This is a genomic window from Ruegeria sp. BC1, assembly GCF_056539305.1.
The window spans coordinates 229631-254590 of sequence record NZ_JBQFUT010000005.1 but is presented as its reverse complement, the minus strand read 5'-3'; the positions used below and the strand labels follow the sequence as shown (position 1 = coordinate 254590).

At 54.3% G+C, this 24960-nt stretch carries 19 protein-coding genes; 9 read left to right on the top strand and 10 right to left on the bottom strand.

Translation table 11 applies throughout. From position 1 onward, the window contains the following. Nucleotides 1–2: 2 nt before the first annotated feature. The 4 genes from ACR0IY_RS13100 to ACR0IY_RS13085 all read right to left on the bottom strand — a co-directional run bounded on the left by ACR0IY_RS13100 (nucleotide 3) and on the right by ACR0IY_RS13085 (nucleotide 6520). On the bottom strand, nucleotides 3–1319 hold the full coding sequence (locus ACR0IY_RS13100; protein WP_480673952.1) for an HlyD family type I secretion periplasmic adaptor subunit: 1317 nt from the start codon (nucleotides 1317–1319) through the stop codon (nucleotides 3–5). Continuing rightward, nucleotides 1309–3036: a type I secretion system permease/ATPase gene (locus ACR0IY_RS13095; protein WP_480674046.1), complete on the bottom strand. Its 1728-nt coding sequence runs from the start codon at nucleotides 3034–3036 to the stop codon at nucleotides 1309–1311. The genes ACR0IY_RS13100 and ACR0IY_RS13095 overlap by 11 nt, the downstream gene beginning before the upstream one ends. 352 nt (nucleotides 3037–3388) lie before the next feature. Next, on the bottom strand, nucleotides 3389–4027 hold the full coding sequence (locus ACR0IY_RS13090; RefSeq protein WP_480673950.1) for a LysR family transcriptional regulator: 639 nt from the start codon (nucleotides 4025–4027) through the stop codon (nucleotides 3389–3391). A 135-nt stretch (nucleotides 4028–4162) separates the two neighbouring features. Beyond that, nucleotides 4163–6520: a M10 family metallopeptidase gene (locus ACR0IY_RS13085; protein ID WP_480673948.1), complete on the bottom strand. Its 2358-nt coding sequence runs from the start codon at nucleotides 6518–6520 to the stop codon at nucleotides 4163–4165. Nucleotides 6521–7228: 708 nt separating this feature from the next. On the opposite strand from ACR0IY_RS13085, the gene ACR0IY_RS13080 reads away from it, so the two are divergent. From ACR0IY_RS13080 to ACR0IY_RS13045, 8 genes are all read left to right on the top strand, one after another. Continuing rightward, nucleotides 7229–8659 carry a UbiA family prenyltransferase gene (locus tag ACR0IY_RS13080; RefSeq protein WP_480673946.1) on the top strand — a complete coding sequence of 477 codons (1431 nt, stop codon included), beginning with the start codon at nucleotides 7229–7231 and terminating at the stop codon, nucleotides 8657–8659. Beyond that, nucleotides 8656–9075, top strand: a complete 420-nt coding sequence (locus ACR0IY_RS13075) for a GtrA family protein (protein WP_480673944.1) — start codon at nucleotides 8656–8658, stop codon at nucleotides 9073–9075. The genes ACR0IY_RS13080 and ACR0IY_RS13075 overlap by 4 nt, the downstream gene beginning before the upstream one ends. Further along, nucleotides 9075–10403: an FAD-binding oxidoreductase gene (locus ACR0IY_RS13070; RefSeq protein WP_480673942.1), complete on the top strand. Its 1329-nt coding sequence runs from the start codon at nucleotides 9075–9077 to the stop codon at nucleotides 10401–10403. Before ACR0IY_RS13075 ends, ACR0IY_RS13070 begins: the two co-directional genes overlap by 1 nt. Continuing rightward, entirely contained in the window at nucleotides 10400–11137 is a 738-nt protein-coding gene (locus ACR0IY_RS13065) for an SDR family oxidoreductase (protein WP_480673940.1), read from the top strand. Before ACR0IY_RS13070 ends, ACR0IY_RS13065 begins: the two co-directional genes overlap by 4 nt. A gap of 94 nt (nucleotides 11138–11231) precedes the next feature. Beyond that, the gene (locus tag ACR0IY_RS13060) at nucleotides 11232–12551 is read left to right on the top strand and encodes a hypothetical protein (protein WP_480673938.1); all 1320 of its coding nucleotides are present in this window, start codon (nucleotides 11232–11234) and stop codon (nucleotides 12549–12551) included. Then, nucleotides 12548–13324, top strand: coding sequence for a hypothetical protein (locus ACR0IY_RS13055; RefSeq protein ID WP_480673937.1), 777 nt, complete (start codon nucleotides 12548–12550; stop codon nucleotides 13322–13324). The genes ACR0IY_RS13060 and ACR0IY_RS13055 overlap by 4 nt, the downstream gene beginning before the upstream one ends. A gap of 63 nt (nucleotides 13325–13387) precedes the next feature. Next, nucleotides 13388–14140, top strand: a complete 753-nt coding sequence (locus tag ACR0IY_RS13050) for a hypothetical protein (RefSeq protein ID WP_480673935.1) — start codon at nucleotides 13388–13390, stop codon at nucleotides 14138–14140. 18 nt (nucleotides 14141–14158) lie between these two features. Continuing rightward, nucleotides 14159–15085: a glycosyltransferase family 8 protein gene (locus tag ACR0IY_RS13045; RefSeq protein ID WP_480673933.1), complete on the top strand. Its 927-nt coding sequence runs from the start codon at nucleotides 14159–14161 to the stop codon at nucleotides 15083–15085. Between the two features lie 48 nt (nucleotides 15086–15133). Here the strand turns inward: ACR0IY_RS13045 and ACR0IY_RS13040 are convergent, their stop codons facing one another. Genes ACR0IY_RS13040 through ACR0IY_RS13025 form a run of 4 tightly spaced genes read right to left on the bottom strand, consistent with a single transcriptional unit; the run spans nucleotide 15134 to nucleotide 20691 of the window. Further along, complete coding sequence (locus ACR0IY_RS13040) at nucleotides 15134–15874, bottom strand: maleate cis-trans isomerase family protein (RefSeq protein ID WP_480673931.1); 741 nt, start codon at nucleotides 15872–15874, stop codon at nucleotides 15134–15136. Continuing rightward, nucleotides 15864–16937 (bottom strand): pyridoxal phosphate-dependent aminotransferase, encoded by a 1074-nt coding sequence (locus tag ACR0IY_RS13035; RefSeq protein WP_480673929.1) that lies wholly within the window; start codon nucleotides 16935–16937, stop codon nucleotides 15864–15866. Before ACR0IY_RS13035 ends, ACR0IY_RS13040 begins: the two co-directional genes overlap by 11 nt. Next, complete coding sequence (locus ACR0IY_RS13030) at nucleotides 16934–18592, bottom strand: hydantoinase B/oxoprolinase family protein (protein ID WP_480673927.1); 1659 nt, start codon at nucleotides 18590–18592, stop codon at nucleotides 16934–16936. The genes ACR0IY_RS13035 and ACR0IY_RS13030 overlap by 4 nt, the downstream gene beginning before the upstream one ends. After that, nucleotides 18589–20691 (bottom strand): hydantoinase/oxoprolinase family protein, encoded by a 2103-nt coding sequence (locus tag ACR0IY_RS13025; protein ID WP_480673925.1) that lies wholly within the window; start codon nucleotides 20689–20691, stop codon nucleotides 18589–18591. Before ACR0IY_RS13025 ends, ACR0IY_RS13030 begins: the two co-directional genes overlap by 4 nt. A 418-nt stretch (nucleotides 20692–21109) precedes the next feature. Here ACR0IY_RS13025 and ACR0IY_RS13020 point away from each other — a divergent pair, with 418 nt between their 5' ends. Then, entirely contained in the window at nucleotides 21110–21643 is a 534-nt protein-coding gene (locus ACR0IY_RS13020) for a ferritin (RefSeq protein ID WP_480673922.1), read from the top strand. Between the two features lie 43 nt (nucleotides 21644–21686). On the opposite strand, the gene ACR0IY_RS13015 is transcribed toward ACR0IY_RS13020, so the two are convergent. Next, nucleotides 21687–23246, bottom strand: coding sequence for a trimethylamine methyltransferase family protein (locus ACR0IY_RS13015; protein WP_480673920.1), 1560 nt, complete (start codon nucleotides 23244–23246; stop codon nucleotides 21687–21689). A 41-nt stretch (nucleotides 23247–23287) separates the two neighbouring features. Further along, nucleotides 23288–24955 carry a thiamine pyrophosphate-binding protein gene (locus ACR0IY_RS13010; RefSeq protein WP_480673918.1) on the bottom strand — a complete coding sequence of 556 codons (1668 nt, stop codon included), beginning with the start codon at nucleotides 24953–24955 and terminating at the stop codon, nucleotides 23288–23290. Nucleotides 24956–24960: the final 5 nt, after the last annotated feature.

The window sequence follows — 24960 nt, the reverse complement described above, 5'->3', positions numbered from 1 at the left end:
AGTTATTCGCGGAAGGCACGATTGAAATAATCAGTCATTGGTTTGACCAGATAGGACAATGGGGTTCTCTCGTCCGTCTTGATCATGGTTTCAACCGGCATACCCGGCAAAAGGGCCTGACCGTTCAGGCGGTCAAGCTGACCATCATCCGGTGCGACCTCGGCGCGATAAAAGGTTTGTCCCGTATTCTCGTCTGTGAAGGTATCGGCTGAGACTGTAATGACGTGACCGTCCAGCTCAGGTGTTTCACGTTGGTTGAAGGCGGTAAAGCGAAGGGCAACAGACTGACCAACATGCAGCTGGTCCACATGGATCGCATCTACACGCGCTGCTACAAGCAACGGAGTGTCTTGCGGTACGACATACATCATCGGCTCTGCAGGTTGGATCACTGATTGCAGTGCAAAAACCTGACTGCCGTAGACGGTGCCTGCGACAGGGGCGCGGATGTCCAACCTGGATAGGCGAACATCCAGAGAAAGCCGCCGCTCGGACAGTTCCGATATCTGTGCCTGCACATCGCGCAATTCGGTGATGGCCTCTTCGCGCCGGGTGGCTGCCAGTTCGACAATTTCGATCTCGGTGGCCGCAATCTGACCTGTCAGGCGTGCAACTGTGGATTCGAGCCTCCCGATTTCACCAAGCAGGTTGGCCTCTTCCCGCTGCAGGGCGGAAACCCGAGTGGCGGGGGTCAGGCCGCGATCCAGCAGGCTTTGCTGGTCCTTCAGCTCGTCCTGGATCAGCTCGACTTGGCGGTTCAGAGAAACAAGCTGGGCCTCGGTGCCCTCAATTTCGCTTTCGATCTGGATACGCTGTTTGCCCAGCTGCTGGGTTTGTTGAGTCAGCGTTTCCAGTCGTGCTTCGAACAGGCGCAGCTGACCCTCGATAAGATCGGGATCGATACCTTCCTGCGTTTGAATCTCAGCCAATTGAGCATTCAGAGCATTTACATCAACCCCGTCACGCTCCGCTTCCAGACGATATTTGCGCGCTATCAGTTCGAACAGCTGGGATTCGACAATGGTTTTTTCCGAAGACAGAAACGTGTCGTCCAAACGCACCAGCAAGTCTCCATCAGCAACTTCGTCGCCGTCTCGAACGAAAATTTCGCCCACGACACCACCATCGGGATGCTCAACAACCTGCCTGTTGCTTTGAACTTCGATATTGCCCTGGGACACGATAGCCCCAGCCAACCGGGTTTGAACCGACCAGATGCCCAGTCCACCTACCAGAATGACCAGAGCCACGGCCCCAACAATCGCAGGTATTTTTATGCTCCACACGGGGCGCGAATCCTGAACCGCTTTATCCTGCATTTTTATTCACCTGGCTAAGGCCCCGTTTGATCGCACTGGCGTTTTGAACCATAGCCCCCAATACTTCATCGCGGCTGCCGGTCCTCACGACCTGCCCTTTTTCTACAACGGCTAACTCGTCACATTCGGAAATGGCCTGGGGGCGGTGAGTCATGATGATCGTCGACTTGCCGGCTGCTTTAAGCCCCCGCACGGCCGCGTTGAGCGCTTCGGTCCCGTCGGCATCCAGCGCGGAATTCGGTTCATCCAGGATCAGCAGAACTGGATCTCCGTACAGGGCGCGGGCCAACGCGATACGTTGTTTCTGGCCGCCCGACAGCTGACTGTCATTTCCTTCCAGAAAGGTGTCGTAACCCTTGTCCAGCGTCAGGATCAGCTCATGCGCGTTGGCTTTTCGCGCTGCGGCCACAACGGCTTCGGGGTCCGGACTTTCCGACATGCGGGCGATGTTTTCTGCCACTGTGCCGTTAAACAATGTGACCTCTTGTGGCAGATAGCCGATATGTTGACCCAGGTCATCCGGATCATATTGATCCAGTGTGGCGCCTCCCAATCTAATTTCTCCGGCCGCCGGCCTCCAAAGACCCAATAGGGCCTTGGCCATCGTAGATTTCCCCGATCCGCTTTTGCCGATTACGCCCAAGGCTTTGCCCGGTTCCAGGCTCAGTGAGACGTTGCGCAGCGTTGGTGTTTGCGCTCCGGGCGGAATGACGGTCAGACCCTTGGCGGTCAACCGTGCTTCCGGTACAGGCAGTTTCGTGCGCTGCTCTTCAGGCGGAGTGGCGTCGAGGAAATTGTTCAGAGAAGACCAGGCGGTTCTGGCTCTCTGAACCATTCCCCACTGACCAACGGCCTGTTCGACTGGGGCCAGAGCACGCCCTAGCAGAATGGATCCGGCAATCATTGCGCCCGGCGTCAATTCGTTACGCAGGACCAGCCACGCGCCAAGCGCCAGCATAGCCGACTGCAGAAACAAGCGGAGAGATTTGGTCAGGGACGTAAAGCTGCCGGTCCAGTCGCTGGCGGCAATCGTCTCGCGCAGGGCATTGGTGCGTTGCTTTTGCCAACGCTCCATGATGTCTGCCTGCATGCCTTGGGATCGCACGACCTCGGCTGCTTGTCTGGCATGTTCTGAAAACGCGTTGGCCTGGGCTGATGCCTTTTGCGCTGAAGAGACCTTGTTGTGAGTCAGGCTCTGGTTCAACACGGCGATCACGACAAGTAAGGTGCCCCCCGCAACGGCGAGCCAGCCAAGCAACGGGTGAAAAATAAAAATCGCTGCCAGAAACACAGGGGTCCAGGGTATATCCATTACCGCCAGCAGAACGGGCGAGGAGCAAAGTTTCTGAATCGCTTCCAGATCACGCAGCGCCGTTGCCGGCGCCGACCGCGCCTGCGGGAACAATGACCGGCGCAGGGTTGCGTCGAATACACGCTCGTCCAGTTGCGTCTGGAACCGGGCCCCGAACCGGGCCACGATTCTGCCTCGGGCATAGTCCAGCATCGCCATCAGGCCGTACAGAAGTGTCACTAGTAAAAAGAGGGCTGTCAGGGTTTCCACAGCCCTCGACCCCAACACCCGGTCATAGACCTGCAACATAAATAAAGGTCCGGTCAGCATCAGAAGGTTGACGAAAATGCTGAACACGAAAGCCAATGCCAGGAAAGTTGCGCCCTGATTGCGCACCGCTCGCAGCTCGTGGCGGGGCGGCATCATCGTGCGGTTTGGTATGTTCACTGAACAGGCCTTTAGTCGTTGTTGTCTGCGATGCAGGGTATCATAGATATTTGTCCCGGTACTTAAAATGCGTGAAATTCTGCATCGGCAAAAAGCCACTGGCAGCCTTAAAAAGGATTGTAGGTCAGTTATGTACGATTTCAGGACGTGGCCAAATTGGTTGCGATTGCCGTTTCGCAGAACGAGCGCACAAGCCCGGATTCCGCCCGATCTTTCAGATGCGCCAGATAGTATCTTGTCTCAACGCGGGCATCTTTGATCGGAATTGCCCGTTGATTGGAGTGGGGGACGAACTCAGAATCGGCAACAAACCTGATACCAATTCCCTGATCTACGGGTTTCCAGTTCGCTTCCCGGCTTCGGCTTCGATTGCGGCCCGCGTGGTTGACCCGGCCTCGCAACTTATAACTTTTTGCTTGTGCAGGTCGTTGATCGAAATTCCGTCCTTGTGGAAGAACGGATGATCGGAGTTTGCAAATGCAGCGACCTGATGCGTGCTATAAAGCTGGGTGGTGACGCGTGAATCAGACTGAACTTCTGCCAGAATTGCGACATCGGCCTCGTAGGACATAATACGCTCGAAACATCTTTGAGAATTGCCGAACCAGACTTCGAGATTGATGGCAGGATAACTGGACTTGAAAGCAACGATCATATCGGTGGCATGAAACGGCCCGACCGCCGCGATCCTGAGCCGCCCGGCGTGAAATCCCCGAAACGACTCCAGTAACGTTTCAGCGTCAATTTCATCCTGATGCAAGCGTGAGGTGATCGCCAGCGATTCACGACCGGTATGGGTCAAGCGAACCTCGCGGCCGACGCGGTTAAAAAGCTGCACGTCATAGCGGTTTTCCAGATCTTTCACCCGCGTCGACATGGTAGGCTGGCTGATGTCCAGTTCATTGGCTGCTGCCGAAAACCCCCGATATCTGGCCACGGCGCGAAAAAATCCGAGTTCTGACTTGAGCATAGCTTCAGCAAATGTATTGCCGCATTGAAATCAATTCGCTCAATGTTGTTTCAGAACGTAGTTACACATCCCCGATTTGGTCAGGGATGTGTTGCGTCGTTAAGGCAGTATAGTGGCTGTTCTGATCTGGCGACCTTAGAGGAATTGATCTTCTGTCAGCGAAGACGCGAGGATTCCCTCAAGCTCAACACTTCCGTTAGCCCATGACACCAGTGCACCATTCGTGGTGTCAACAATGGTGAGATCACTGTAGTTAGACCCGTTCAAGTTCAACTTGTCGACGCCAATTTCAAAATCGGAAATTGTATCCGCGCCTTCAAGCTGCGTGGTGTCAAAAATGAAAACATCAGCACCGGCTCCGCCCACTAGGATATCGTTGCCAAGACCACCGTTTAGTTCATCGGCGCCCTCGTCGCCCCGAAGATAGTCGTTCCCGGCCTGCCCGTTGATCGTGTCGTTTCCGCCACCGGCGAGAATCAAATCGTCAGATGCGGTGCCATTCAGTGTATCCGCAGAGTTGCCATATCCACCGACAAGCAGATTGTCGAAGCTCAGTGAATCGTCTTCGAAAACAAATTTCTCAATTTTTTGATCATTGAGGATGTTGTACTGGCTTCCGTTCGAATGGATCAATTCAACACGAGTCCAGCCAGCAGAATGCTGATACAGTTGCCCGGATAGATCCTGAACCGAGATTCCAGTGAACAGAACCTGGTCGTTGGTGGATTGGTGGTTCTGTTCGTTCAAGAAGACATTTCCTGACCACTTGGTAATCACATATGTGTCGTTACCATCGCCGCCATATAATCCATCCCAGCCGTTGGCCGTCCCGCCGTTCAGCAAGTCATCTCCGTTGCCGCCGTACAGCCGGTCAACGCCTGTGCCACCCCAAAGAACATCGTTGCCCGAGCCCCCCACCACTACGTCATTGCCGTCACGGCCACCCAGCCGATCATTGCCGCCGCCGCCCGACAGCTTGTTGTTCCCCGAGTCGCCCAAAAGCTTGTCGTCATGGCTGCGGCTTCCGGCGAGGTTTTCGACCGTAAAAATGACGTCTCCCGCAGCCTCACCACGGTTATTGTTCGCGTTTTGTAAGTCTACGACTACGGCAGAACCGGCATTCCAATACGAGGCTTCGTCAACCCCGTTGCCACCGATAATGCGGTCGGCGCCGGCGCCGCCCTCGAGAGTGTCATTACCCTTCTGACCTTTCAGGACGTCGTTGCCCTTGCCGCCCTGCAAAACATCTTGTCCCCAATCCCCCAGAAGGGTGTCGCTGCCGCCGCGACCTTGTAGCACATCATCGCCACCGCCACCCAGTAATTGGTTGTTGGCAGTGTTGCCGGATAGAGTGTCGCCGTGGGTGCGGCTTCCGGAAAGGTTTTCGATCGAGTCCAGGGTATCTCCTGCAGCCTGACCGCGGTTCTTGCTTGAATCTTCAAGGTCAACGATCAGTCCGGAACCGGCTTCCGTATAGGCCGCCTCGTCAACGCCACTGCCGCCAAACAACCGATCGGCACCGCCACCGCCAATCAGGGTGTCATTTCCGGCATTGCCTTTCAGGCTGTCATTGCCTTTGCCGCCCCAAAGCTTATCGTTGCCGTCGTTCCCTGTGATATCGTTGTCGAGCTCATTGCCAAGAACCCTATCGTTCCCTTTGCCTGCCTGATAGGCTTCGATCATTGTGTGGCGCATGATCGCCATGTTGCCAATCAGGCCACCAACGTTCGAGTATGTCTCATCGTTGAGATTCACGAACTGGTCGGAACGGTCATTCGAAAAATCGATCGTGTCGTAACCGCCATCATCGACGATGTTAAAGGCGACCTTACCGTCAAGCATCGCTATTTCATCGTAAATTCCACCGGCCGTTGAGTTCTGGCCGTAAACTGTATCCGTAGCACGCAGGTCGTTGGTACGGCCGTACAAGGACCACATCGCCAATACATCCGCAATCATCGGTGTCGCCACGTAGGCAAACGATGCGTTTGTGAATGTGTTTTCAGGTTGCGAGAAATACGACATAACTGACGTTTGCCAGCTGTCGTTGTCATAGTGATTATCAACACCGAACGTTGCATTACCGTTGTAGTGGCCCGCGTGACCCAGTCCAAGCGCATGGCCGATTTCGTGCACATACGTTTGGAAGGCGTAGCCGTCGGTCTGTGTTCCGTAAGCCTGAATCCAACTTGAGCTGACGTTCACATCGACATCAGTCAGAATGATATCAGTACTGGTAATAAATCCAAAAGAAGACGCATAGGCCCCGGAATCGTTGTCATCAAAGGTAATCTGAGCGCTGGATCCAACTTCTGTAAAAGTTACGCCCGTCAGATCTTCCCAAGTGGACAGCGCAAGACGGGCCATGGTTTTTACATTGCTCGGAAGGCCTGAAAAATTAACGGTAATGTTACTATACGTCCAATGAGTCGGACGGGTTCCACCTTCGTAGACGAGAAAGTCTGCGATCTGATCGTTGGTAAACGCAACCATGCTCTACTGCCTTTTCTTATCTTAGTGCTTATTTGCAGGCGTTACAGTGTGCCTGCATTTGAATAATTTTTGGCCGGAAATCACGCGGCTTTCGAGTACGGGATATATTTTTGCCATCGATTGTACAACCTACACGACAGCGTGACGCAGCGATGACCTAATAATGCGACTAAAACAGGGAAAAAATGTGTCTCATATGGTGCATGCGTTTGCGGTTCGCTGGTCTGGCGGACGATTGATAATGTATAGGTTCTAATTCTAGCTATTTCTGCGTCGGGCTAATGTTTGTGGGCAGAACGCCTGTGTCCTGCCGGCTCACATGGGGCTCGCATAGTGGCCAAGTGTCGCCAAAAAAGCACACCGAGTTCCCGGGGCCAAACTGACGTGTGTGCGATAACGTTGGCGGAGCCTCAGGCTATTTGCGGCTCAAGTCGTGGAAACAATTTTTACTGTCTTCTAACCAAGTAATACGGTGGATGCGGAGTGTTTCGGGTTGCTCTGGAACACCGACGGTACGGGTTGCCTGCAATACAAAAAGCCCTGCCCAAGGTGGTGGCACCGTACGTTAGGCGGTTCAGCGATCGTGTGGATCGAATTGTATATGGGCACTTATACAACACTAGAGTTTGCACGGCGTCAGCGTTCCGGGCATAAATAAACGCAACCTTTACAAAGTTAGTCACCCCCAATTTTTAGCGGCAGGTGGAATTGTCTGAAAACGAAACGCAATTTCTTTGTGTAGATCTTGATGGAACCTTATTGCGCAGCGACATTTTGTTCGAGACGTTCTGGGCAGCGCTGGCAAAGGATTGGACCTCTCTTTTTGGAATGACAGCAGCGTTTTCAAAGGGGCGCGCATCGCTCAAGCGGTTCCTGTCCAACCAGGTTTCTCTCGATGTAAGTGAACTGCCTTATGATCTTGAGGTAATTGATTACGTCAAGAATTGGCGTGCCGCGGGTGGAAAAACGGTTCTGGTCACGGCGAGCGACGATACCATAGCGAAGAACATAGCGGACCAACTTGGGATTTTTGATGAGGTTTATGGCTCAGATGGTACGTTAAACTTGAAAGGGTCGAACAAGCAGGCTTTTTTGCAAGAAAAATACGGGAATGCCGGGTTTACCTATGTTGGTGATTCAGCCGCGGACGTGGCAGTTTGGCGTCATTCAGACAAAGCGGTTACTGTTAACGCCAGATCGTCTGTCCGAGAAGCTGCGGAAGATGTGAATTCCAGCACCGAGCATCTGGTAACCAAACCGGCTTCGTTGAAGCCTTATATTAAGGCTCTTCGCCCGCATCAGTGGCTTAAAAACACTCTGGTTTTCGTTCCTATGCTGGCTGGTCATGATTTTGAAGTTTCGACACTTCTTGTGTCCCTCATGGCTTTTGTCTGTTTCAACGTCATAGCGTCGAGTGTTTACGTTACTAACGATTTGCTTGACCTTAGTGCCGACCGGGTTCACCCGCGAAAGTGCAAACGTCCCTTCGCCGCAGGCGATGCTTCGATCATTCATGGGACATTTATGATTTTTGTCCTTTTGTTGATTGGCGGGTTGCTCGCAGTCTCGGTGGGCTGGGGGTTTGTAGGGGTCATGGTCGCCTATTACGTCCTGACGACCGCATATTCCCTGCGTTTAAAGCGGGAAATTGTCGTGGATATATATGTGCTTGCGGGGCTGTACACGACAAGGATCATAGCCGGCGGCGTGGCGACCGGTATCGCGTTGTCGGTTTGGCTGCTGATTTTCTCGATGTTCTTTTTCCTTTCGCTTGCGGCCATCAAACGTCAGGCCGAACTTATCGATAACCAGAAGCGCGGAAAGATGAGTGTCAGCGGGCGCGGGTACATGGTGGATGATCTGCGGGTCATTTCCATGATCGCGGTGAGCGCGGGATATATGTCGGTTTTGGTTCTTGGCCTTTACTTGAACTCTCCGGAAGTTGTTGAACTGTATAACCAACCTGAATTCTTATGGGGGGTTTGCCTGATCCTGTTGTATTGGATTACGCGGATTGTGATGGTCGCCCACCGCGGCGCCATGCATGACGACCCTGTGGTCTATGCCGCGAAAGACAAGGTTAGCCTTGTGTGCTTTGGCGGAATTCTCCTGTGCGCATTGCTGGGAGCGCAGCTGTGAACCGGTCCACACTTGTATTTCGATATACGGCATTTGCTATCGTCGCCACGATTGTGAACCTTGCTGCGCAGCGACTGGTCCTGCAGCAGGGGGAAAACAATGCACATTTCATCGTGGCCGTCGCCGTTGGGACTCTGGCCGGGTTGGTTGTCAAATATGTGTTGGATAAACATTGGATTTTCTACGACACCGGTTCCGGTCTGAAGCAGCACGGCAAGAAATTTTCGCTTTATACGACCATGGGCATAATCACGACCTGTATCTTTTGGGGCTTCGAGTCCACATTCTGGTTCATCTGGAAGACGGATTTCATGCGTGAGTTAGGCGCCCTGATCGGATTGAGTATCGGTTATGTGGTCAAGTACAATCTGGACAAGAGGTTCGTGTTCTCTGCAGCCTCGCCCAAGGTGACATAATGAAAACATCGGGCTGGGGCCGGTACCCGATCATTGAAACCAACATGTACGCCCCTAGGGACGAGGGGGCCTTGCGCGCGTTGATCGCCAAGCATCCAAGCCTGATCGCACGTGGCAACGGTCGGGCTTATGGCGACAGCGCTGTTAGCAGTCTAGCCACAGTTCAGACGCGGCATCTGAATAAGATGTTGAGCTTTAGTGAGGCCGCCGGACAACTGGTTGCCGAAGCCGGTGTTCTGCTGGGCGATGTGATCGACGCTTTTTTGCCTCGCGGCTGGTTCCCCATCGTGACGCCGGGTACCAAATTCGTCACCCTCGGGGGTGCGATTGCAGCCGACGTGCACGGAAAGAACCACCATATTGATGGCAGTTTTCGCTGTTGCGTCGATTGGGTGGATGTCATGGACGCCAAGGGTGACATTCTAAGATGCTCGGCCACTGAAAACGTGGAGCTTTTTGAATATACCCTAGGTGGCATGGGTCTGACGGGCTTTATTCTGCGTGCCGCAATTAGGTTGCGCCCTGTTGAAAGTGGTTGGATTCGGCAGACGTCCCATGCGGCACCGAACCTAAAGGCTGCAATGGAGAATTTTGATCGTGTTCAGGACGCGACTTATTCCGTCGCGTGGATTGATTGCCTCGGCACCGGAGACAAGCTAGGCCGGTCGATTGTTATGTCAGGTGAGCACGCGGCCAGACCCGACCTGACGCCCAGACAATTGGAAGACCGTTATCCAATTGCCAGGAAGAACAAGCTGCGGGTTCCATTTGATTGCCCGTCATTCGCGCTGAACAAATATAGCGTTCGCGCTTTCAACTCGCTCTACTATTGGGCGGGGCAGCGCGAACAGAATGAATTGCAGCTGGTAGACTATGACACGTATTTCTACCCCCTGGATTCCATACTGGGATGGAACAAGATCTATGGGCGGAAGGGGTTTGCCCAGTTCCAATGTGTCTTACCGTTGGCCAGCTCAGAGGAAGGTCTAACAGCCCTTCTCAGCGAGATATCAAATCAAGGGCTTGGGTCCTTTCTTGCGGTTCTAAAGCGGTTGGGCCCCCAGGAAAGCCGGTTTTCCTTCCCTGACGAGGGTTATACCCTCGCCCTCGACTTTCCGATCAGCGAACAAACGCTGAAACTTCTGGAAACTCTGTACGGTATTGCGGCAGACTTCGGCGGTCGGTTTTACTTGGCGAAAGACAGTTGTATGTCGTCAGACGTCCTGCGCAGAGCTGACGACAGGGTGAACGGCTTTGTCGAAATGAGAAAAGAAGAAGGATGGTCCGGGCGGTTTCACTCGGCACAATCAGAAAGACTCGCTCTATGACTAGGAATTCAGCGCTCATTCTGGGCGCGCGCTCTGATATTGGACTTGCTGCCGCACATGCGTTTGCTTCCGCCGGGTATCCAGTGATCCTGGCGGCCAGAAATGCCTCGGATCTGGAGCCTCAAAAGCAGGACATTCAGCTCAGGTACAACGTAGACGTAACATTGGCCGAGTTTGACGTGCTGGACACCTCCAACATCGAAGGCTTCGTTAACGGATTACCCGCCCTGCCTGACGTGGCGATATGCGCAATCGGGCTGATGGGTGAGCAGTCCGAAAACGAAGTGGACCTGGCAGCGTCCACAGTGGTTCTGCGATCCAACTTTGAAGGTCCGGCGCAGGTTCTCGCCACCCTCGGTAACGCGTTTGCTGCGCGCGGATCCGGAACTTTGGTGGGCATAAGCTCGGTCGCCGGAGAGCGTGGCCGTGCGTCTAACTATGTCTATGGTGCGGCAAAAGCTGGTTTCACGGCATTTCTATCCGGTTTGCGCAACAGGTTTGCAGGAGAGGGGGTCCATGTTGTGACAGTCCTGCCTGGGTTCGTAAACACGAAAATGACAGAAGGGATGGACCTGCCACAACGTCTGACAGCAGAGCCCGAAGAAGTTGGTCGTGCCATCGTCAAAGCCGTGCAGAAAAAAAGAAACGTGATTTATGTAAGACCGGTCTGGAGGTTGGTTATGCTGATTATTCGGAACATTCCCGAGGGCGTGTTCAAAAAGATGAGTATCTAGAGTAGTCTCGGAAAAACATACCAAAAGGCGTCCGAGTGAAACTTGTGCAGTCAATAAAACGCCGATGCCGTTCAACAAGTAACGCGATACTACGATGACAAAATTGTTTGTTTGGCTTGGGGCTGTTTTTCAGGACCAATGGTCGCGCTTCAGTCAGCTAAAAAGTGGCACTGTTTACATCGTATATTTTATCCTTCTGGCGATTTTAACCAGCAGATCGATTATCTTGTATATGACGGGACTGCACAGTTACCAACTGGCGGACTGGGGCATAAACTATGCTGGTGGGTTTGTCCGCCGAGGTTTGGTCGGTGAAGCTCTGATATCTGTGTCTCAGGCAACGGGGTGGAGCTTTATGACCGTTGCAACTTCGGTATCGGTGTTTCTCACACTGGTGTTTTTGTTTTTTGCGGCCCGACTGTTCTATCCTCTGAGAGAAAACCATTGGGCCTGGTTATTAATTTACGCACCGTTCGGTATTGTTGCACCTGTTCTTCATCAGAACCTGGCAGGACATAAAGAACCATTTTTGTTTTTGTTGGCCGCGGTTCTCTTTTTTGTTTCGGCAACCTGGGGCACGGGGAAGCGCAAGGAAATCATGATTTATTTCCTGCTGTTGCTTACGGCGCCGCTGCTGTTGGTGCATGAAGCTTATATTATTTATATGCCGCTTCTGTTTGCTGCCTTGACTGTTTTGCCGTTGTCGCCGCGTGTATTTGTCATCGGCACTCTAATCGGCCTGTTGGATGTAATCGTGTTTGTTGTAAGTGCCGGGCATGCTGGGGACTTTGCGCAGCGTGACGCCATGATGCTGGCGTACTATGCTCAGCTGCCCGTCGAATGGTCCATGAGACCCTTGGATGAAGTTGCTTTTTTCTTCATTGGCCAGGACTTTCAGGAAGCACTGCTTTTTTCGCTGGACCGCAACATCCTGAGTATACCGCAGTTACCTGCCGCTTTGCTCATGACTATCGGTCCGCTGGTGTTTTTCTCATGGAAAATAGGGTTCAAGTGTATTTTTGACGATTGGTCGTGGTCGGGTAGAATTGTATTGATTTTGTTTATCCTGGCGTTTCTAGCGCAGCTGGCAATTCTGCCAGTGATCATTGATTGGACAAGGTTTCTCAGCATTTTCCTTGTCATTGGCTCAATGGCCGTCGTTATGCGTCTTTGGGTGTCGCGATGTTCATGGACTGAAATTCCAGGCGTGCTCCGGGCGGACAACGCCGCCATGCGTTATACGCTTGGTTGGGTGCTTCTTGCGGCGCTTATTCTACTGAAACCAGGAAAGGTTACGCCGGATGTCATCAGGTTCGACGCGAACGATGTGCTGGGTGTCATTGTAATCGCGGTGGCCATTTATGTTGGATTTGCCAGAGCCGCGAGGTTCAGGACCAGTAAGGATGAAGCATGAGCGTTGGAATTATTCGAGCCATTCTCTTCATGGTTTTTGCGCTTTTGCCTTCGCTTGTGTCGGCAGGGATTGAGCAGAGCCCGGGACAAATTCGCGAAAATGCGCTTGCGAGCCGAATTTTGAAAAACACGCGCGCGCAGTATTCCGACAGTGTTTGGTCCAGCGTCATACCAAATTTGAAAAAACCATATGATTTCATGTTGCTAACTGATGCGGTCTCGGCTTCTTCAGAGCACGGGGAGGGTGTTCCCGCCATGTTGGCCGTCAGTTGCATCCAAAGGGAAGCTGGTGCGACAATCTTCTTTGACGGGGCAAATGAAGTATTGCCCATGGCTGTTCAGGTTGATGTGTCGTTAAATGGCCGTGAACCAGAAACCTATTTCGGGACCCCGCTGCCTGCCCAAGATACAGTGGGATTGTTTCGCTTTGCGGCCCACTATTTCGTTCGGGACATTCAGGAAACGGACACCATCGAAGTTTCTCTTCCATTGAAGGGGCTAAGTTGGACATTTGATGTTGAGGGGCTTGATCGGGCGCTAATGCGCTTTGGTGACGACTGTGCGCTTGTGCATTGGAAAATCATCGATCCGCTGATGTTGGTGAACCTGATGCTCGAACTGCACAGACAGCCGGTAAAAGACAGTGAATTCGAAAGTGATATGACGTTCTTGTCAGACTTGTTTAATCAAGAGTCTTCTGAGAAAGAAGACAGCGACGCAAACAAGAAGACATTTTACCGTAGGTTGCAGGAGATACTCCGAAAACTAAATTAGGTACTGCCTGCACGGAACGTACGGAACCAACAGATGAACAGTGAAACAGTCAATGTAATCTGCATGAAGTGGGGCGAGCTCTATACCGCAGAGGACGTCAACAATCTCTTTCGTGGTGTCGCTCGTCATCTGGACCGTCCTTTTCGTTTTGTTTGCCTGACCGACGATTCAAGCGGATTTTTGCCGGAAGTCGAAGCACTGCCGCTTCCGACGATCGACCTGCCAGAAGGCAGTTCAGATACCCGCTGGAACAAACTGTTGCTGTTTCAGAAAGAAATAGGCGACCTCAAGGGGCAGACGCTGTTTCTGGATCTGGATCTGGTGGTCGTCGGCGACCTCGACGTGTTCTTCGATCTTCCGGGTGAATTTCTTGTTATTCGCGACGACGATCTTTTCCGAAAAAAATGGTTTCGCAAATTGAATCCAAGACGGGACCGTTTCATGCATATGGTCGGAAATACATCCGTTTTTCGTTTTGCCATCGGGAGCCATACTGAAATTCTGCAGCGCTACCTGACGGACATGGATAATATGCTCACTCTGTACGAGCATGAACAGCAATGCGTAAGTGACCTTTTGGATCGACAAGGCAAATTACAATACTGGCCAAAACATCTGTGTGTCAGTTTCAAGAACGACTGTGTCGGCAGAGGTTTGACGACCTATTTTCAGGAACCTGTTCTGCCTCCGGACGCGAGGATAGTGATTTTTGCAGGCTCGCCGAAAATGTCGGACGTGCTGGCTGGTCGTGGCGGCACATGGTACAGACGCATAGGCAGGATCGACTGGCTTGAAAAAGCGTGGCGCGGGCTTTGATCAGAGGATTTTCAAGAAGTGCTTATAGTTACAGGATCCGATGACAACTATGTACCAGGTGTTTTGGTGCTGATTGAATCTGCTGCGTTTCACAACCCAAATACAGAATTTGCAGTTCTCGGGATGAACATAAGTGAGGCCAACAAGAACAGACTTCGGAAACTGGGCGAAAGACTCAACGTTCCAGTAAATTTGGTTGAAGTCAGTGACAGTCATTTTGATAACTATCCTGTCCGCCGCTCACATCTGACGCGCGGTGCATTTCTTCGTCTCTTGATTCCAGAGCTTTTCCCGGATCGTACGCGGGCCATTTACATGGATTGCGACATGGTCGTTATGGGCGATTTGAGTGAGTTTGAGACAATTGACCTAGAGGGCAAACCCGTGGCTGCGGTTCCCTGCCCGGATTCAGATCCAGCCGAACTGGAATCCATCGGAGTGCCTCATGATCAGTACTTTAACTCGGGTCTTCTGGTGATGAACATTCCGGTCTGGAACGAGCTTGATATTTCCCAAAAGTGCGTCGATCTTCTGTTGGATAAATCGCTGAACCTTTTGTACGAAGACCAGTCTGCGTTGAACATGGCCTGTGTTGGTAAGGCTGTATTGCTGCCGTCAAAGTACAATGTCTATTCTACAATCAGTGCGTATAAATCCACTTCCGGCTTTCCCAATCCACCCGTCGTTATTCACTATGTAGTCAACAACAAGCCCTGGAAAGTTCTCGCCGAGTTTGGCGAGATTTGGCATTTCCACGCCGCTAGGATCGCGGATTTGATGCCCCCGCGTACTGCGACGCGAAGGGGTTTTTTGTCTGATCTGAATTTTCGGCGAAAAAAGGTGACCGAGGCGTTTTCTCTGCGAGAAAAATACCGGTTGCGCCGAAAAATGCGGGCCTGGATCAAGTCTGAGATAATCAGGCCTTACCTTCAGAAAGTTGCGTAAACTCTGAACACCTAGGCGTCAGATGGCAGCGCTGCTGCTGATCCTGTTTCACAGTAGGTCGAACAGTTGCCCGGGTGAGTGTTTCTGCCGGGGTAGGCCAAGGGCTTGCATCAGCGCAAACATCATAGCCTGATTGGACGTAATCACCGGCTTGTCCAGAGTTTCTTCGATACGATCGATGGCTTCAACCGCACGCATATCGGTGCAGCTTAGTACAATGGCCTGAGCATCTGTATGATCGGCCTGGCAGGCAAGGTCATAGACCTCGTCCGGGGTCAGTTCGCCCTGTCCATAATTGCCCAATTCGCGTCCGATTTCGGCACATTTCACTGTTGAAATGCCGTTCTGAGCCAAAAACTCTATTGCCTGTCTGTTGATTTCGCCAAGGTATGGGGACGAGAAGCCGACTCTGGATATGCCAAGTGCTTTGATTGCGCCTATCAGGGCCCCAGCCGCTGTATACGACACAGCCCCCGAAGCCTGCTTGATGTCCCGTGCCAACTTTGCATCAAAAGACGGGCCATGAGTCAAAGTGGCTGACGTGCAGCCGTACAAAACGACATCGGGTCGCACGCCGGATATCATCTTCAGATCATGGCTGATGTCCGAAGCCCCCAGACCGGCCATCTGGTCCGAACCTGGAATTTGATCCACGTCGTAGCCGCCCATGCGCTGAAAATGAACCGTCGTGTCGGGGCACCGCATCAGCATCATGTCGGCTTCGAGATTGGTGTTGGTGAACGGCACCAATACACCGATTTTCGCGCGCGTGCGGGTTTCATTGGCCATGGGTCACCTCTTTCAAAACAGTCAGACAGCGCGTCATGATATTCTCTTCGCAGATTGTGGCCCGTAGGCAATCAGCCAATCCATACCCAGCCATTCCGCGCATCAAAAGACCGGCCCTTCGCAGCGCTGCATCTGCCTTTTGCGCCTTTTCCAGATCGGCAAAACGGATCAGGACAAAGTTAGTATGGCTAGGTGCAACCGTTAATCCCAGCATCCGGCATTCTTCGGCAAAACGGTTCCGGATGGTGATCGTTTTAGCCACAGTCTCACGCATATGCGCCTGATCTAACATAGCAGCCGCCGCCATCGCCTGAGAGGGGATCGACACATTGTTGGGGTTGAGCAATTTGCGCATTTCACCTGCAATAGATGGTGGAAACAAACCCCAGCCGACACGCGCACCCGCAAGCCCATAAGCCTTGGAAAAGGTCCGCATGACCACGGTGTCATCGCGGTTAACCAACGAATAGATTTCCGCGGGGTTCTGGTCTTTATCGGCAAACTCGGCATACGCCTGATCGACCGCCAGCAAAACGTCCGGGGGCAGGGCATCGCGCAGACGAATGATCTCGGCATTGGGGATTAACGTGCCAGTCGGATTGCCCGGATTGCAGACAAAGACAATCCGGGTCTCAGGCGTGACCGCGCCCAGAATGTCATCGACCGAGACGGTCAGATCAATCTCGCGCGCTTTCACAAAATCCGCCCGCACTTGTGCAGTTGCCGACGCGACATAAGCATAGCCGTAATCAGTGCCCAATACGCGATCCCCCGGGCCTGCATAAGCGTGGATCAGGCAACCGATCAATTCCATCGATCCGGCCCCACACAGGATGCTGTCTGTTTCGACGCCATGTGTGGCAGCGATCGCCGCGCGCAACTCAGACCAATCCGGGTCAGGGTATAGAGGCATCTGTTCCAGCACCAACCGCCCCGCAGCAAGAGCCGCCGGGCTGGCACCAAACGCGCTTTCGTTCTGGGCCAGTGAAACCGTCCCTTCATCACCCAGATCGGCCAGCGCATACGCGGCCATCTGTCGGACGTGATCGACAGCTCGGATCATGACGTTCCTCCATAGGAATTAGCACCGTTTTCTGTAACCAGACCGCGTTTGATATCCAGCGCCAGAGCCTCCGGGTTCCTCTCGGTCGGGTCACCGAACCCGCCTCCGCCGGGTGTATCGAAAATCAGATAGTCTCCGCCTTCGACGCGCAACTCTCCTTTGCCGGGGATATCGCCATCTCCTTCCCGGAACCGAATACGTCCTGGCGCGCCGGGCTGTCCGCCCATGCGGCCCAATGCAGGGAACTTTAGCCGCTCAACCGACAGGAACACGATGAAAGGCGCGTTGTTGGATGAGGTCATCTCGATCCGCTGCCCCAAACCGCCGCGATATTTTCCGGCACCGCCGGAATCCGGCAAAAGCTCCCGCCGCCACATGATCACAGGGGCCACGCTTTCAGTGATTTCAACCTGGCTGCCGAACACACCCGAGGGGTAGGCCGTGGCCGACAAGCCATCTGCATGCGGTCGCGCGCCCGTACCGCCATTATGCACCGGTTCAATGGCAAACTCACGCCCGCCATTGGCCGCCACTTCCGGGGCGTGGCGCATAGGAAGATCGAACATGCAAGACGCCCCTTCGGCGGGTACCTGGTCGGGTAACGCCTGATGCAGGCAGCCCAGAACCAGGTCTGGCGTAACCTGTCCCAGCGTATGCCGCATGGCGACTGGCACCGGATGCTGCGCGTTCAGAATGCAGCCCTTGGGTCCGTCGACGGTAAAGGGGTCCAGTGAACCCGCGTTGTTTGGAATGTCCGGCCCCACAATACAGCGTAAGGCAAAGACAGTATACGCCGTGGCATAGTTCAAAGGCACGTTGATGCCCTTTTTTGAACAGCCCGAGGTGCCGGTGAAATCTACATGCATGCCGGACTTGGAGACAGTCAGCGTCGCGTGCAGCTCCAGTTCGTTTTCATAGCCGTCCATTTTCAAGACGTTTTTGTAGACGCCCTCTGGCACCTCAGCGATTGCCTCCAACGCGCCCTTGCGCGATGTGTCGATGATATAACTGCCAAGCGCATCCAGATCGTCAATCCTGAACTCGTCCATCATAGCGACCAGCCGGTTCACCCCCGCCTCGCAGCAGGCAATAAGGGCATAGATATCGCCCTCATTTGCGACAGGTTCGCGGGAATTGGCGCGGATGATGTCCATAAGCAGGGCATTGGGTGTGCCAGCTTCGACCAGTTTGCAGGGCGGGATCAGCAGCCCTTCGTCGTAGATATCGGATCCTTCGGGACCCATGCCCAGCCCTCCCAAATCCACCAGATGGGAGGTGCACGCAGTAAATCCCACCACCTCGCTGTTCCTGAAGGCGGGCTTCATTAGAAGAAAATCATTCAGGTGCCCCGAAGCCAGCCATGGATCATTGGTCATGTAGATGTCGCCGGGTTTCATATCCTCAAGGGCAAATCGCCCGCGCAGGTGCAACACCGCTTCGGCCATGGTATTAATATGCCCCGGAGTGCCGGTCACTGCTTGCGCCAGCATCCGCCCGTTCACATCAAAGACACCTGCGGAAATGTCACCGCATTCACGAACGATTGGTGAAAAGGCGGCGCGGATCAGGGTCTGGCCTTGTTCTTCGACCAGTGCCAGAAGGCGGTTCCACATCACCTGCAGCCGGGCGGGGGACAGTTCGGGGTTTAAGGTCATGACCGCTCTCCTTTCTGATCCTGCATCAGAACAATGTTCCCGAGTGCATCTATAAGAGCTGAGAAATCGGCTGAAACGAGCGTAGTGGTCTGAGGTTCGTGGATCAGCGCCGGACCGCACAGGTAATCCCCGGGCTTTAGATCAGAGCGTGCTACAAAAGCAGCGTCTTTGGCAGTGCCATCAAAGTCACAAATAATAGGCCGGGTCTCGGCAGGGACAAACGCGGTTTTCTTTGGTGCCTTCGGCACAGGCGGCGCGGTGCCGTCAGGCGTAGCCACCCGCACGGCCCAGTTGAGGATTTCAATTTCCATTCCGGGTACGGGCCGCGAAAATTGGTTGCGGTATTCGTCCTCAAAGGCAGAAGTCAGGGGTAAGATGTCTTCGATGGTCAATGCCCTGTCAGGCAGAGCGATTTCAATTTCATGTCCCTGACCATTGTACCGCATGAAAGCCGTTCGAAATGTTTGGGTTGGGGCGTCGCCCGCGCTCTGCGCCACAACTTCTTGCGCTTCGCCAATCATCGCCGTGAACAAGGCGTTTACCCCGTCCAAATCCAGGCTGTTCAGCAGCGAATAGCGAGAGCGTACGATCTCGAATGAGACCGGTGCAAACAGAAATCCGACTGCCGACCCGACACCCGGATTAGGTGGGATCACGATCCGAGAAACGCCTGCAGACCGCGCCACGCGGCTGGCATGCAGCGGCCCGTTGCCGCCGAAGGCTATCATCGTGCGCGGGCCAAGATCCTTGCCGCTTTCCACCGCATGCATGCGCCCTGCGCTTGCCATGCTTTCGTCGACAATTCGGCTGACCCCGTCCGCTGAACCAACTTCATCCAATCCCAGCTTTGCACCGATCACACGCTTTAGCGCGTTCTTGGACTCGTCGGGATCCAACCGAATATGCCCTTCTGCAAAGGTATCCGGCACGATGTATCCCAACGTGATGTCGCTGTCGGTCACCGTGGGTTCGAAGCCACCGCGCATGAAGGCCACTGGGCCGGGTTCAGAGCCCGCCGATTTCGGGCCGACGGTCAGACGTCCAAGCCGGTCAACGCTCGCAATGGACCCTCCGCCAGCGCCAATTTCAATCATTTCTATAACTGGGATGCGAACAGGCATGCCAGAGCCTTTGATAAACCGTGCGGCCCGGGCAATTTCAAACGCGCGCGAGGTCTGAGGGCGGGCGTTGTCGATCAGGCATAGTTTGGCGGTGGTTCCACCCACGTCAAACGACAGGACCTTGTCCAGACCAGCCCGCGCAGCAACGCGTGCGGCCAAAATGGCTCCGCCCGCCGGACCGGATTCAACAAGGCGGATCGGATACCGCGTGGCCGTTTCAACCGTACACATACCGCCACCCGCAGTCATCATCAGGATCGGACAGGATACGCCCTCGGCGGAGAATTTTTGCACGAAGCGAGTCAAATATCGCTCCATCAGCGGCTGAATGTAGGCATTGGCAACCGTGGTGCAGAGCCTGTCAAACTCGCGCGCTTCGGGGCTGACGTCGGATGAGATCGACACGGTCAATTCAGGGCGGTGTCTGGCCAATAGTGCCAGCAACTTCTGTTCGTGTGTGGGGTTGGCATAGGCATGCATCAGGCAGATTGCCACCGCCTCGGCCCCACTTGCATCTATATTAGCCAACAACCTGTCGATCTGGGTTTCATCCAGCGCAATCAGTACGTCGCCCTCGGCCGACATACGCTCGCGAATGGTCAGCGAGCGTTCGCGCGGCACCAGCAGGTCCGGCTTTTCCAGATTGATGTCGTATTGGGAGTACCGTCGTTCGTATCCGATATCGAGAATATCGCGGAACCCTTCGGTACAGATCGTGGTCACTATGGCACCGCGTCGTTCGATCAGCGCGTTAGTCGCCAAGGTCGTACCGTGAATGAAGCTTGTAACTTCGTGCAAACCGCGGCCGGATTGCTGCATGACGCGCAGCGCCCCTTCCAGCGCGCCTTCAGCCGGGTTTTGATGGGTGGTTAGCGTCTTGGTCGAGGCCAGTATTGTTTCGTCACCGTAAACCAGCACGGTATCCGTAAAGGTACCACCGATATCTATGGCCAGGCGTAAAGGGGTAGCGGATGTCATGAATGGGTCCGTAGTCTTGCGAATTCGTGCAGGCGGGGCACGCCGTCAGGCGATTACCGGTACAACGGTACAAGATCACAACCGGTCGCCCGGCGATCCATTCGGCAGGGAATATAGCGACAATCCATAATCGAATAATGATCGTGCATCGCACAACCAACTATCACATTTGCGACCAGAAAGCTCGCAAGCGACAGATTTCCTGATTATCCGTGGACGGCAGTCCTGTCTTGCAAGCAGATTTAGGGATGTACGTGAGCAAACGAAGTGCTGGATCACATGATAAAACTGGCTTTCACCCCAAAAATATAATCAACATTGGAAAACCAAGCAGTTTCTGTAAGTTAAAGCAGAATGTGCCAGTTTTTTCCAAAACAAGAAAACCTGTTTCTGCCAGCCTCAATCAAGGACTAAGCCAATGACCATCCCCGCCACAGCACCCATTGTAAACGATCTGATGAACGGCGAACTTCGGGCGGCGCATTTGTATTGGCAGGCTGGTGCGTGGTGCGTCGAGCGCAATCTTGAAGGATGCGCAGGCCTGCTATTGGCCCATGCCGACGAAGAGCTGACTCATATGAAAAAGATGTTGGGTTTTCTGGTCGATAGCGAGTGGCCGATCCGGTTTCAGGCACTGCCAGAGCCCAAGGTCGAAACGGATTCGGTACAAGCAATGTTTCAGATCATTCTCGATCATGAGAGAAAGGTGACCGACGGTATCAACGCGGCGGTAAAGGCGGCACAGGCAGCAGATGATCACAGCACGTTTGAATTCCTTCAATGGTTCGTCATGGAACAACGCGAAGAAATCAAGACCTTTCAGGGTATCATTGACCGGATCAAACTGATCGGAGACGGCCCGCATTCTCTGTATTACATCGACAAGGAAGTTGCGGAAATCTCAGCGAAAATGGCCGCAAAAATGGGCGGCGGGGCTGAAGCCGCTGTTTAAAAACATGCATCGTTCCGATCAACCCTTGGTTGGGCCAGCGTGTTCATTTTTTACACACCGTTTTTCGCATCGCTGAGCGGGGCAACTGAATGTCAAAGGTCTTTCGGATTTTTTGGTCCAGCTTGTCAGGGATATGATGGGGGAAGTGTTCGGCAAGTAGGCAACGGGTCTTTTCCCGCGCCGTGTCTCCGATCGTTGGCGCTCCGTCTGATTCCCAATCACGCGGCGCGCGCCGATCGCTCAGATGGGGGTAGAAATAGTCTGACTTCATCCTGGTAAACGTGTGCATATGGCCAAGGTAATGGCCTTCCCCGTTGCATACATTTGCGATCACGTCTGCTCCGATATTCTCAGCCGAGACTTCTACCCCGCGAACAGTCCGCAGAATATTGCCCAGCATATCGTTATCGATCACATAGGCCGCGTGGCTTACACCTAAAAGGCTGGCCTGCATGCCGCAGGATTGGGTGATCAGGTTCGAGCCGGCATGCGCTGCCATGGAAACCGCCAAGCATTTCTCGGCACCGTATTGCGCGTCATGGGTTTTGGCATCTGTGATCCCGGCAATGGAGGTTGTGGGTAAATTGTAGTGCCGCCCCATTTGCGCAGCGGCGGCCATCAGGATCGCCTGTTCTCCACCACCGCCGCACATCGACCCGGTGCGTAGGTCGGCAACCAGGGGCTTTGGCCCAAAAACCGCAGCGACGTCCGGGTCGACCAACTGTGCGAAAACCAGCCCGGCCAGCGTCTCGGCAATGGCCTGCGTTAGTGACCCGGCGATTGTTGCCGGACTGGTCGCCCCCGCCTGACCGGCCGAGATCAGTTGAACCGGAAAGCCGGCCTTAATCGCAAGTTCTAGAACCTCGCAGGATTCTTCTGCAAACCGCATAGGTGGCACGACATGACATACCATCACTGTCAGGAACGGACGGGCACGAAAGGCGGCTTCTCCGCCCGCGAGCATGTAACACAAGTCCCGCACCGCGGACACGTGTGCAGGTTCTGAGATCGAAACCGAGACATGCTTGGACGTACCCGCAAGGCAGGCATAGGCGGTGTTCACATCCATCAATAGGTTATCTGTAATGTCTCGGGCCACGATAGAGCGCGAGAAATGATGGATGTTTTCCATCGCATCACACAGCCGGGCCGCATCATAAAGGTCTCGCAGTGACCCATCGCGGTAGGCCCCGGTTTCAAGATCGAAAACGCCGGGTGCTCCACCGCCCGAGGACATGTGGACCCGAGCGCCTGTGAGGTCCAGATCGTTTTGTGGATCTTGCCCAAACAGCACGACATCACGCCGCGCGTTTCGGATGGCGTCGCGCACAAGCTTGCGCGGAAACAGCAATCGGCCTTCATCCGTCATCGATCCGCCTGCTGCGATGACCTTTTTAATCATCGAAGGAATAGCTTGTGCCATTCCCAGGGTTTCAAGCAGGCCAAGCGCGGCCTCGTCAATCTGCGTAATTTCTGTGTCGGTCAACGGGCTGAATCTACCGCCGCTGAGTCCCGGCCAGACCGGAGGGGCATCGGTCGTCGGGGTCGCGGCGACCTGCAGTCTGTGCTCGCGGCCGCGTCGGCGAGTCTTTGACCTTGCCATCGGATTCCCTTTCCTTTTTCCGGAGCGTGTATTGCGTTGGTTCACTCTTCGGGTGGTTTGAACAGATCCTTGCGCAGGGTCATGAGCGCCTTGGGGTCGATCCTGGTCTGGATGATTGTGGTCTGATTGCTGGCTATTGCTTCGGTCAGTGCCGGACCCAGCCCACCGGGGCCGTCAACCCAGATGCCTTTACCCCCGCAGAGTTCTGCAAATTTGTTGAAGCGGGGCGACTGAATTTCAGCGCCCAATAGGCGTCCTCCGTAGAATTCCTGCTGATAGGCCTTTTCAGCGCCCCAGGCTTCGTTATCCAGAACAACGACGGTAATGGGCAGGCCGTGCTGCACCGCAGTCTGAATTTCGATCATGGTGTAACCGATTGCCCCGTCGCCCATGATGGCGACTACAGGCCGATCCGGTGCCGCTGCTTTTGCGCCAATAGCCGCAGCCAAACCAAATCCAACCAAACCGAAATCCAGAGGGGTTATCAGAGACATGGGGTCGTAGTGCGCCAGACGGTCTGCGGCCTGCAGACAGGTATTGCCTGTATCGAGCGTTACGATGGCGTCTGAGGGAAGGGCTTCGCGAAGCTCGGCCAGCGCCCGGCGTGGGTGCATGGGCAGGGTGTCAATCTGTCCCTCATCGGCACGCTCGGTCCGCAGGCGTTCCATGTCTTGCTGAAAGGCGCTGCGCCAGGCATCTGCGTCAGGTTTGCGACAAGCCTTTGTCAGCGACACTGCGGTTTGGCGCGCGTCGGCCTGAACGGCGATTTCAGCGGGGAAATAACGACCGACGGTCGAGCCTTCGAGATCAACATGAGCAATACGGGTATTTGCCCCCACGTATTCATTGCTGTGGAAGGTTGAGTTGAACCCGAGCCTTGCCCCCAGAACAATCATTACGTCTGCTTCTCTGGTCAAGCGGCTGGCAACGTGGTTTCCACGTGGGCCAGATTGTCCCGCGAACCATGGGTGGCCGTAAGGCATGATATCAGCATGCCCGGTTGAGGCGACAACTGGCACTTCCAGCTTTTCGCAAAGGGCCACCAACGCGTCGCGACCGCAATTCCATTTTAATCCGCCGCCAGCGAAGATGACTGGCCGACGTGCCTGATCAAGCAATGCTGCGATGGCATCAATGTCTTCTGGCGCAGCTGGGCCGGGCCGGGCGATGTTGATCGGGCTGGGGTGGTTCTCAGCCACCGTTTCAGCAAACAGATCACGTGGAACGTGGAGTACAACTGGCCCTTTGCGGCCAGAAGCAGCCAGCCGAATGGCATCCTCCAGAATTGCGGGCAGGCGGGCCGCATCGCTGACCATGACCGATCGCTTTGAGATCGGTGCAAACAGCGCAACTTGATCCACCTCCTGAAATGTATCCTTGGCATGGTCGCAGCGGCTGATGGCGCCAGCGATCACTACCAAGGGAGAAAAAGCCAGCTGCGCTTCGGCGACAGCGGTAACGATATTGACCACTCCGGGGCCTGCCTGCGCCCCAAGAACGACACTGGGTTTGCCGGTCATGCGCGCCCAAGCGTCGGCCATGTGACCCGCCGCTCGTTCGTCGCGGGCGCCGACATATGAGATGCCGCCGTTTTTATACATGGCGTCATACAGCTCGAGCATCGAGCCCCCAAGGAGCCCAAAGACAGTATCAATGCCATTGGCCTTGAGAACGCGGTACACAGCTTCGCCGCCAGTGATTTTTGTCATTTTCT

Bases quoted from the DNA above. Each gene is read 5' to 3' on its own strand.
- ACR0IY_RS13100 (WP_480673952.1), bottom strand. From the start codon at position 1,319: ATGCAGGATAAAGCGGTTCAGGATTCGCGCCCCGTGTGGAGCATAAAA.
- ACR0IY_RS13095 (WP_480674046.1), bottom strand. From the start codon at position 3,036: ATGATGCCGCCCCGCCACGAGCTGCGAGCGGTGCGCAATCAGGGCGCA.
- ACR0IY_RS13090 (WP_480673950.1), bottom strand. From the start codon at position 4,027: ATGCTCAAGTCAGAACTCGGATTTTTTCGCGCCGTGGCCAGATATCGG.
- ACR0IY_RS13085 (WP_480673948.1), bottom strand. From the start codon at position 6,520: ATGGTTGCGTTTACCAACGATCAGATCGCAGACTTTCTCGTCTACGAA.
- ACR0IY_RS13070 (WP_480673942.1), top strand. From the start codon at position 9,075: ATGAAAACATCGGGCTGGGGCCGGTACCCGATCATTGAAACCAACATG.
- ACR0IY_RS13065 (WP_480673940.1), top strand. From the start codon at position 10,400: ATGACTAGGAATTCAGCGCTCATTCTGGGCGCGCGCTCTGATATTGGA.
- ACR0IY_RS13060 (WP_480673938.1), top strand. From the start codon at position 11,232: ATGACAAAATTGTTTGTTTGGCTTGGGGCTGTTTTTCAGGACCAATGG.
- ACR0IY_RS13055 (WP_480673937.1), top strand. From the start codon at position 12,548: ATGAGCGTTGGAATTATTCGAGCCATTCTCTTCATGGTTTTTGCGCTT.
- ACR0IY_RS13050 (WP_480673935.1), top strand. From the start codon at position 13,388: ATGAAGTGGGGCGAGCTCTATACCGCAGAGGACGTCAACAATCTCTTT.
- ACR0IY_RS13040 (WP_480673931.1), bottom strand. From the start codon at position 15,874: ATGGCCAATGAAACCCGCACGCGCGCGAAAATCGGTGTATTGGTGCCG.
- ACR0IY_RS13035 (WP_480673929.1), bottom strand. From the start codon at position 16,937: ATGATCCGAGCTGTCGATCACGTCCGACAGATGGCCGCGTATGCGCTG.
- ACR0IY_RS13030 (WP_480673927.1), bottom strand. From the start codon at position 18,592: ATGACCTTAAACCCCGAACTGTCCCCCGCCCGGCTGCAGGTGATGTGG.
- ACR0IY_RS13025 (WP_480673925.1), bottom strand. From the start codon at position 20,691: ATGACATCCGCTACCCCTTTACGCCTGGCCATAGATATCGGTGGTACC.
- ACR0IY_RS13020 (WP_480673922.1), top strand. From the start codon at position 21,110: ATGACCATCCCCGCCACAGCACCCATTGTAAACGATCTGATGAACGGC.
- ACR0IY_RS13015 (WP_480673920.1), bottom strand. From the start codon at position 23,246: ATGGCAAGGTCAAAGACTCGCCGACGCGGCCGCGAGCACAGACTGCAG.
- ACR0IY_RS13010 (WP_480673918.1), bottom strand. From the start codon at position 24,955: ATGACAAAAATCACTGGCGGCGAAGCTGTGTACCGCGTTCTCAAGGCC.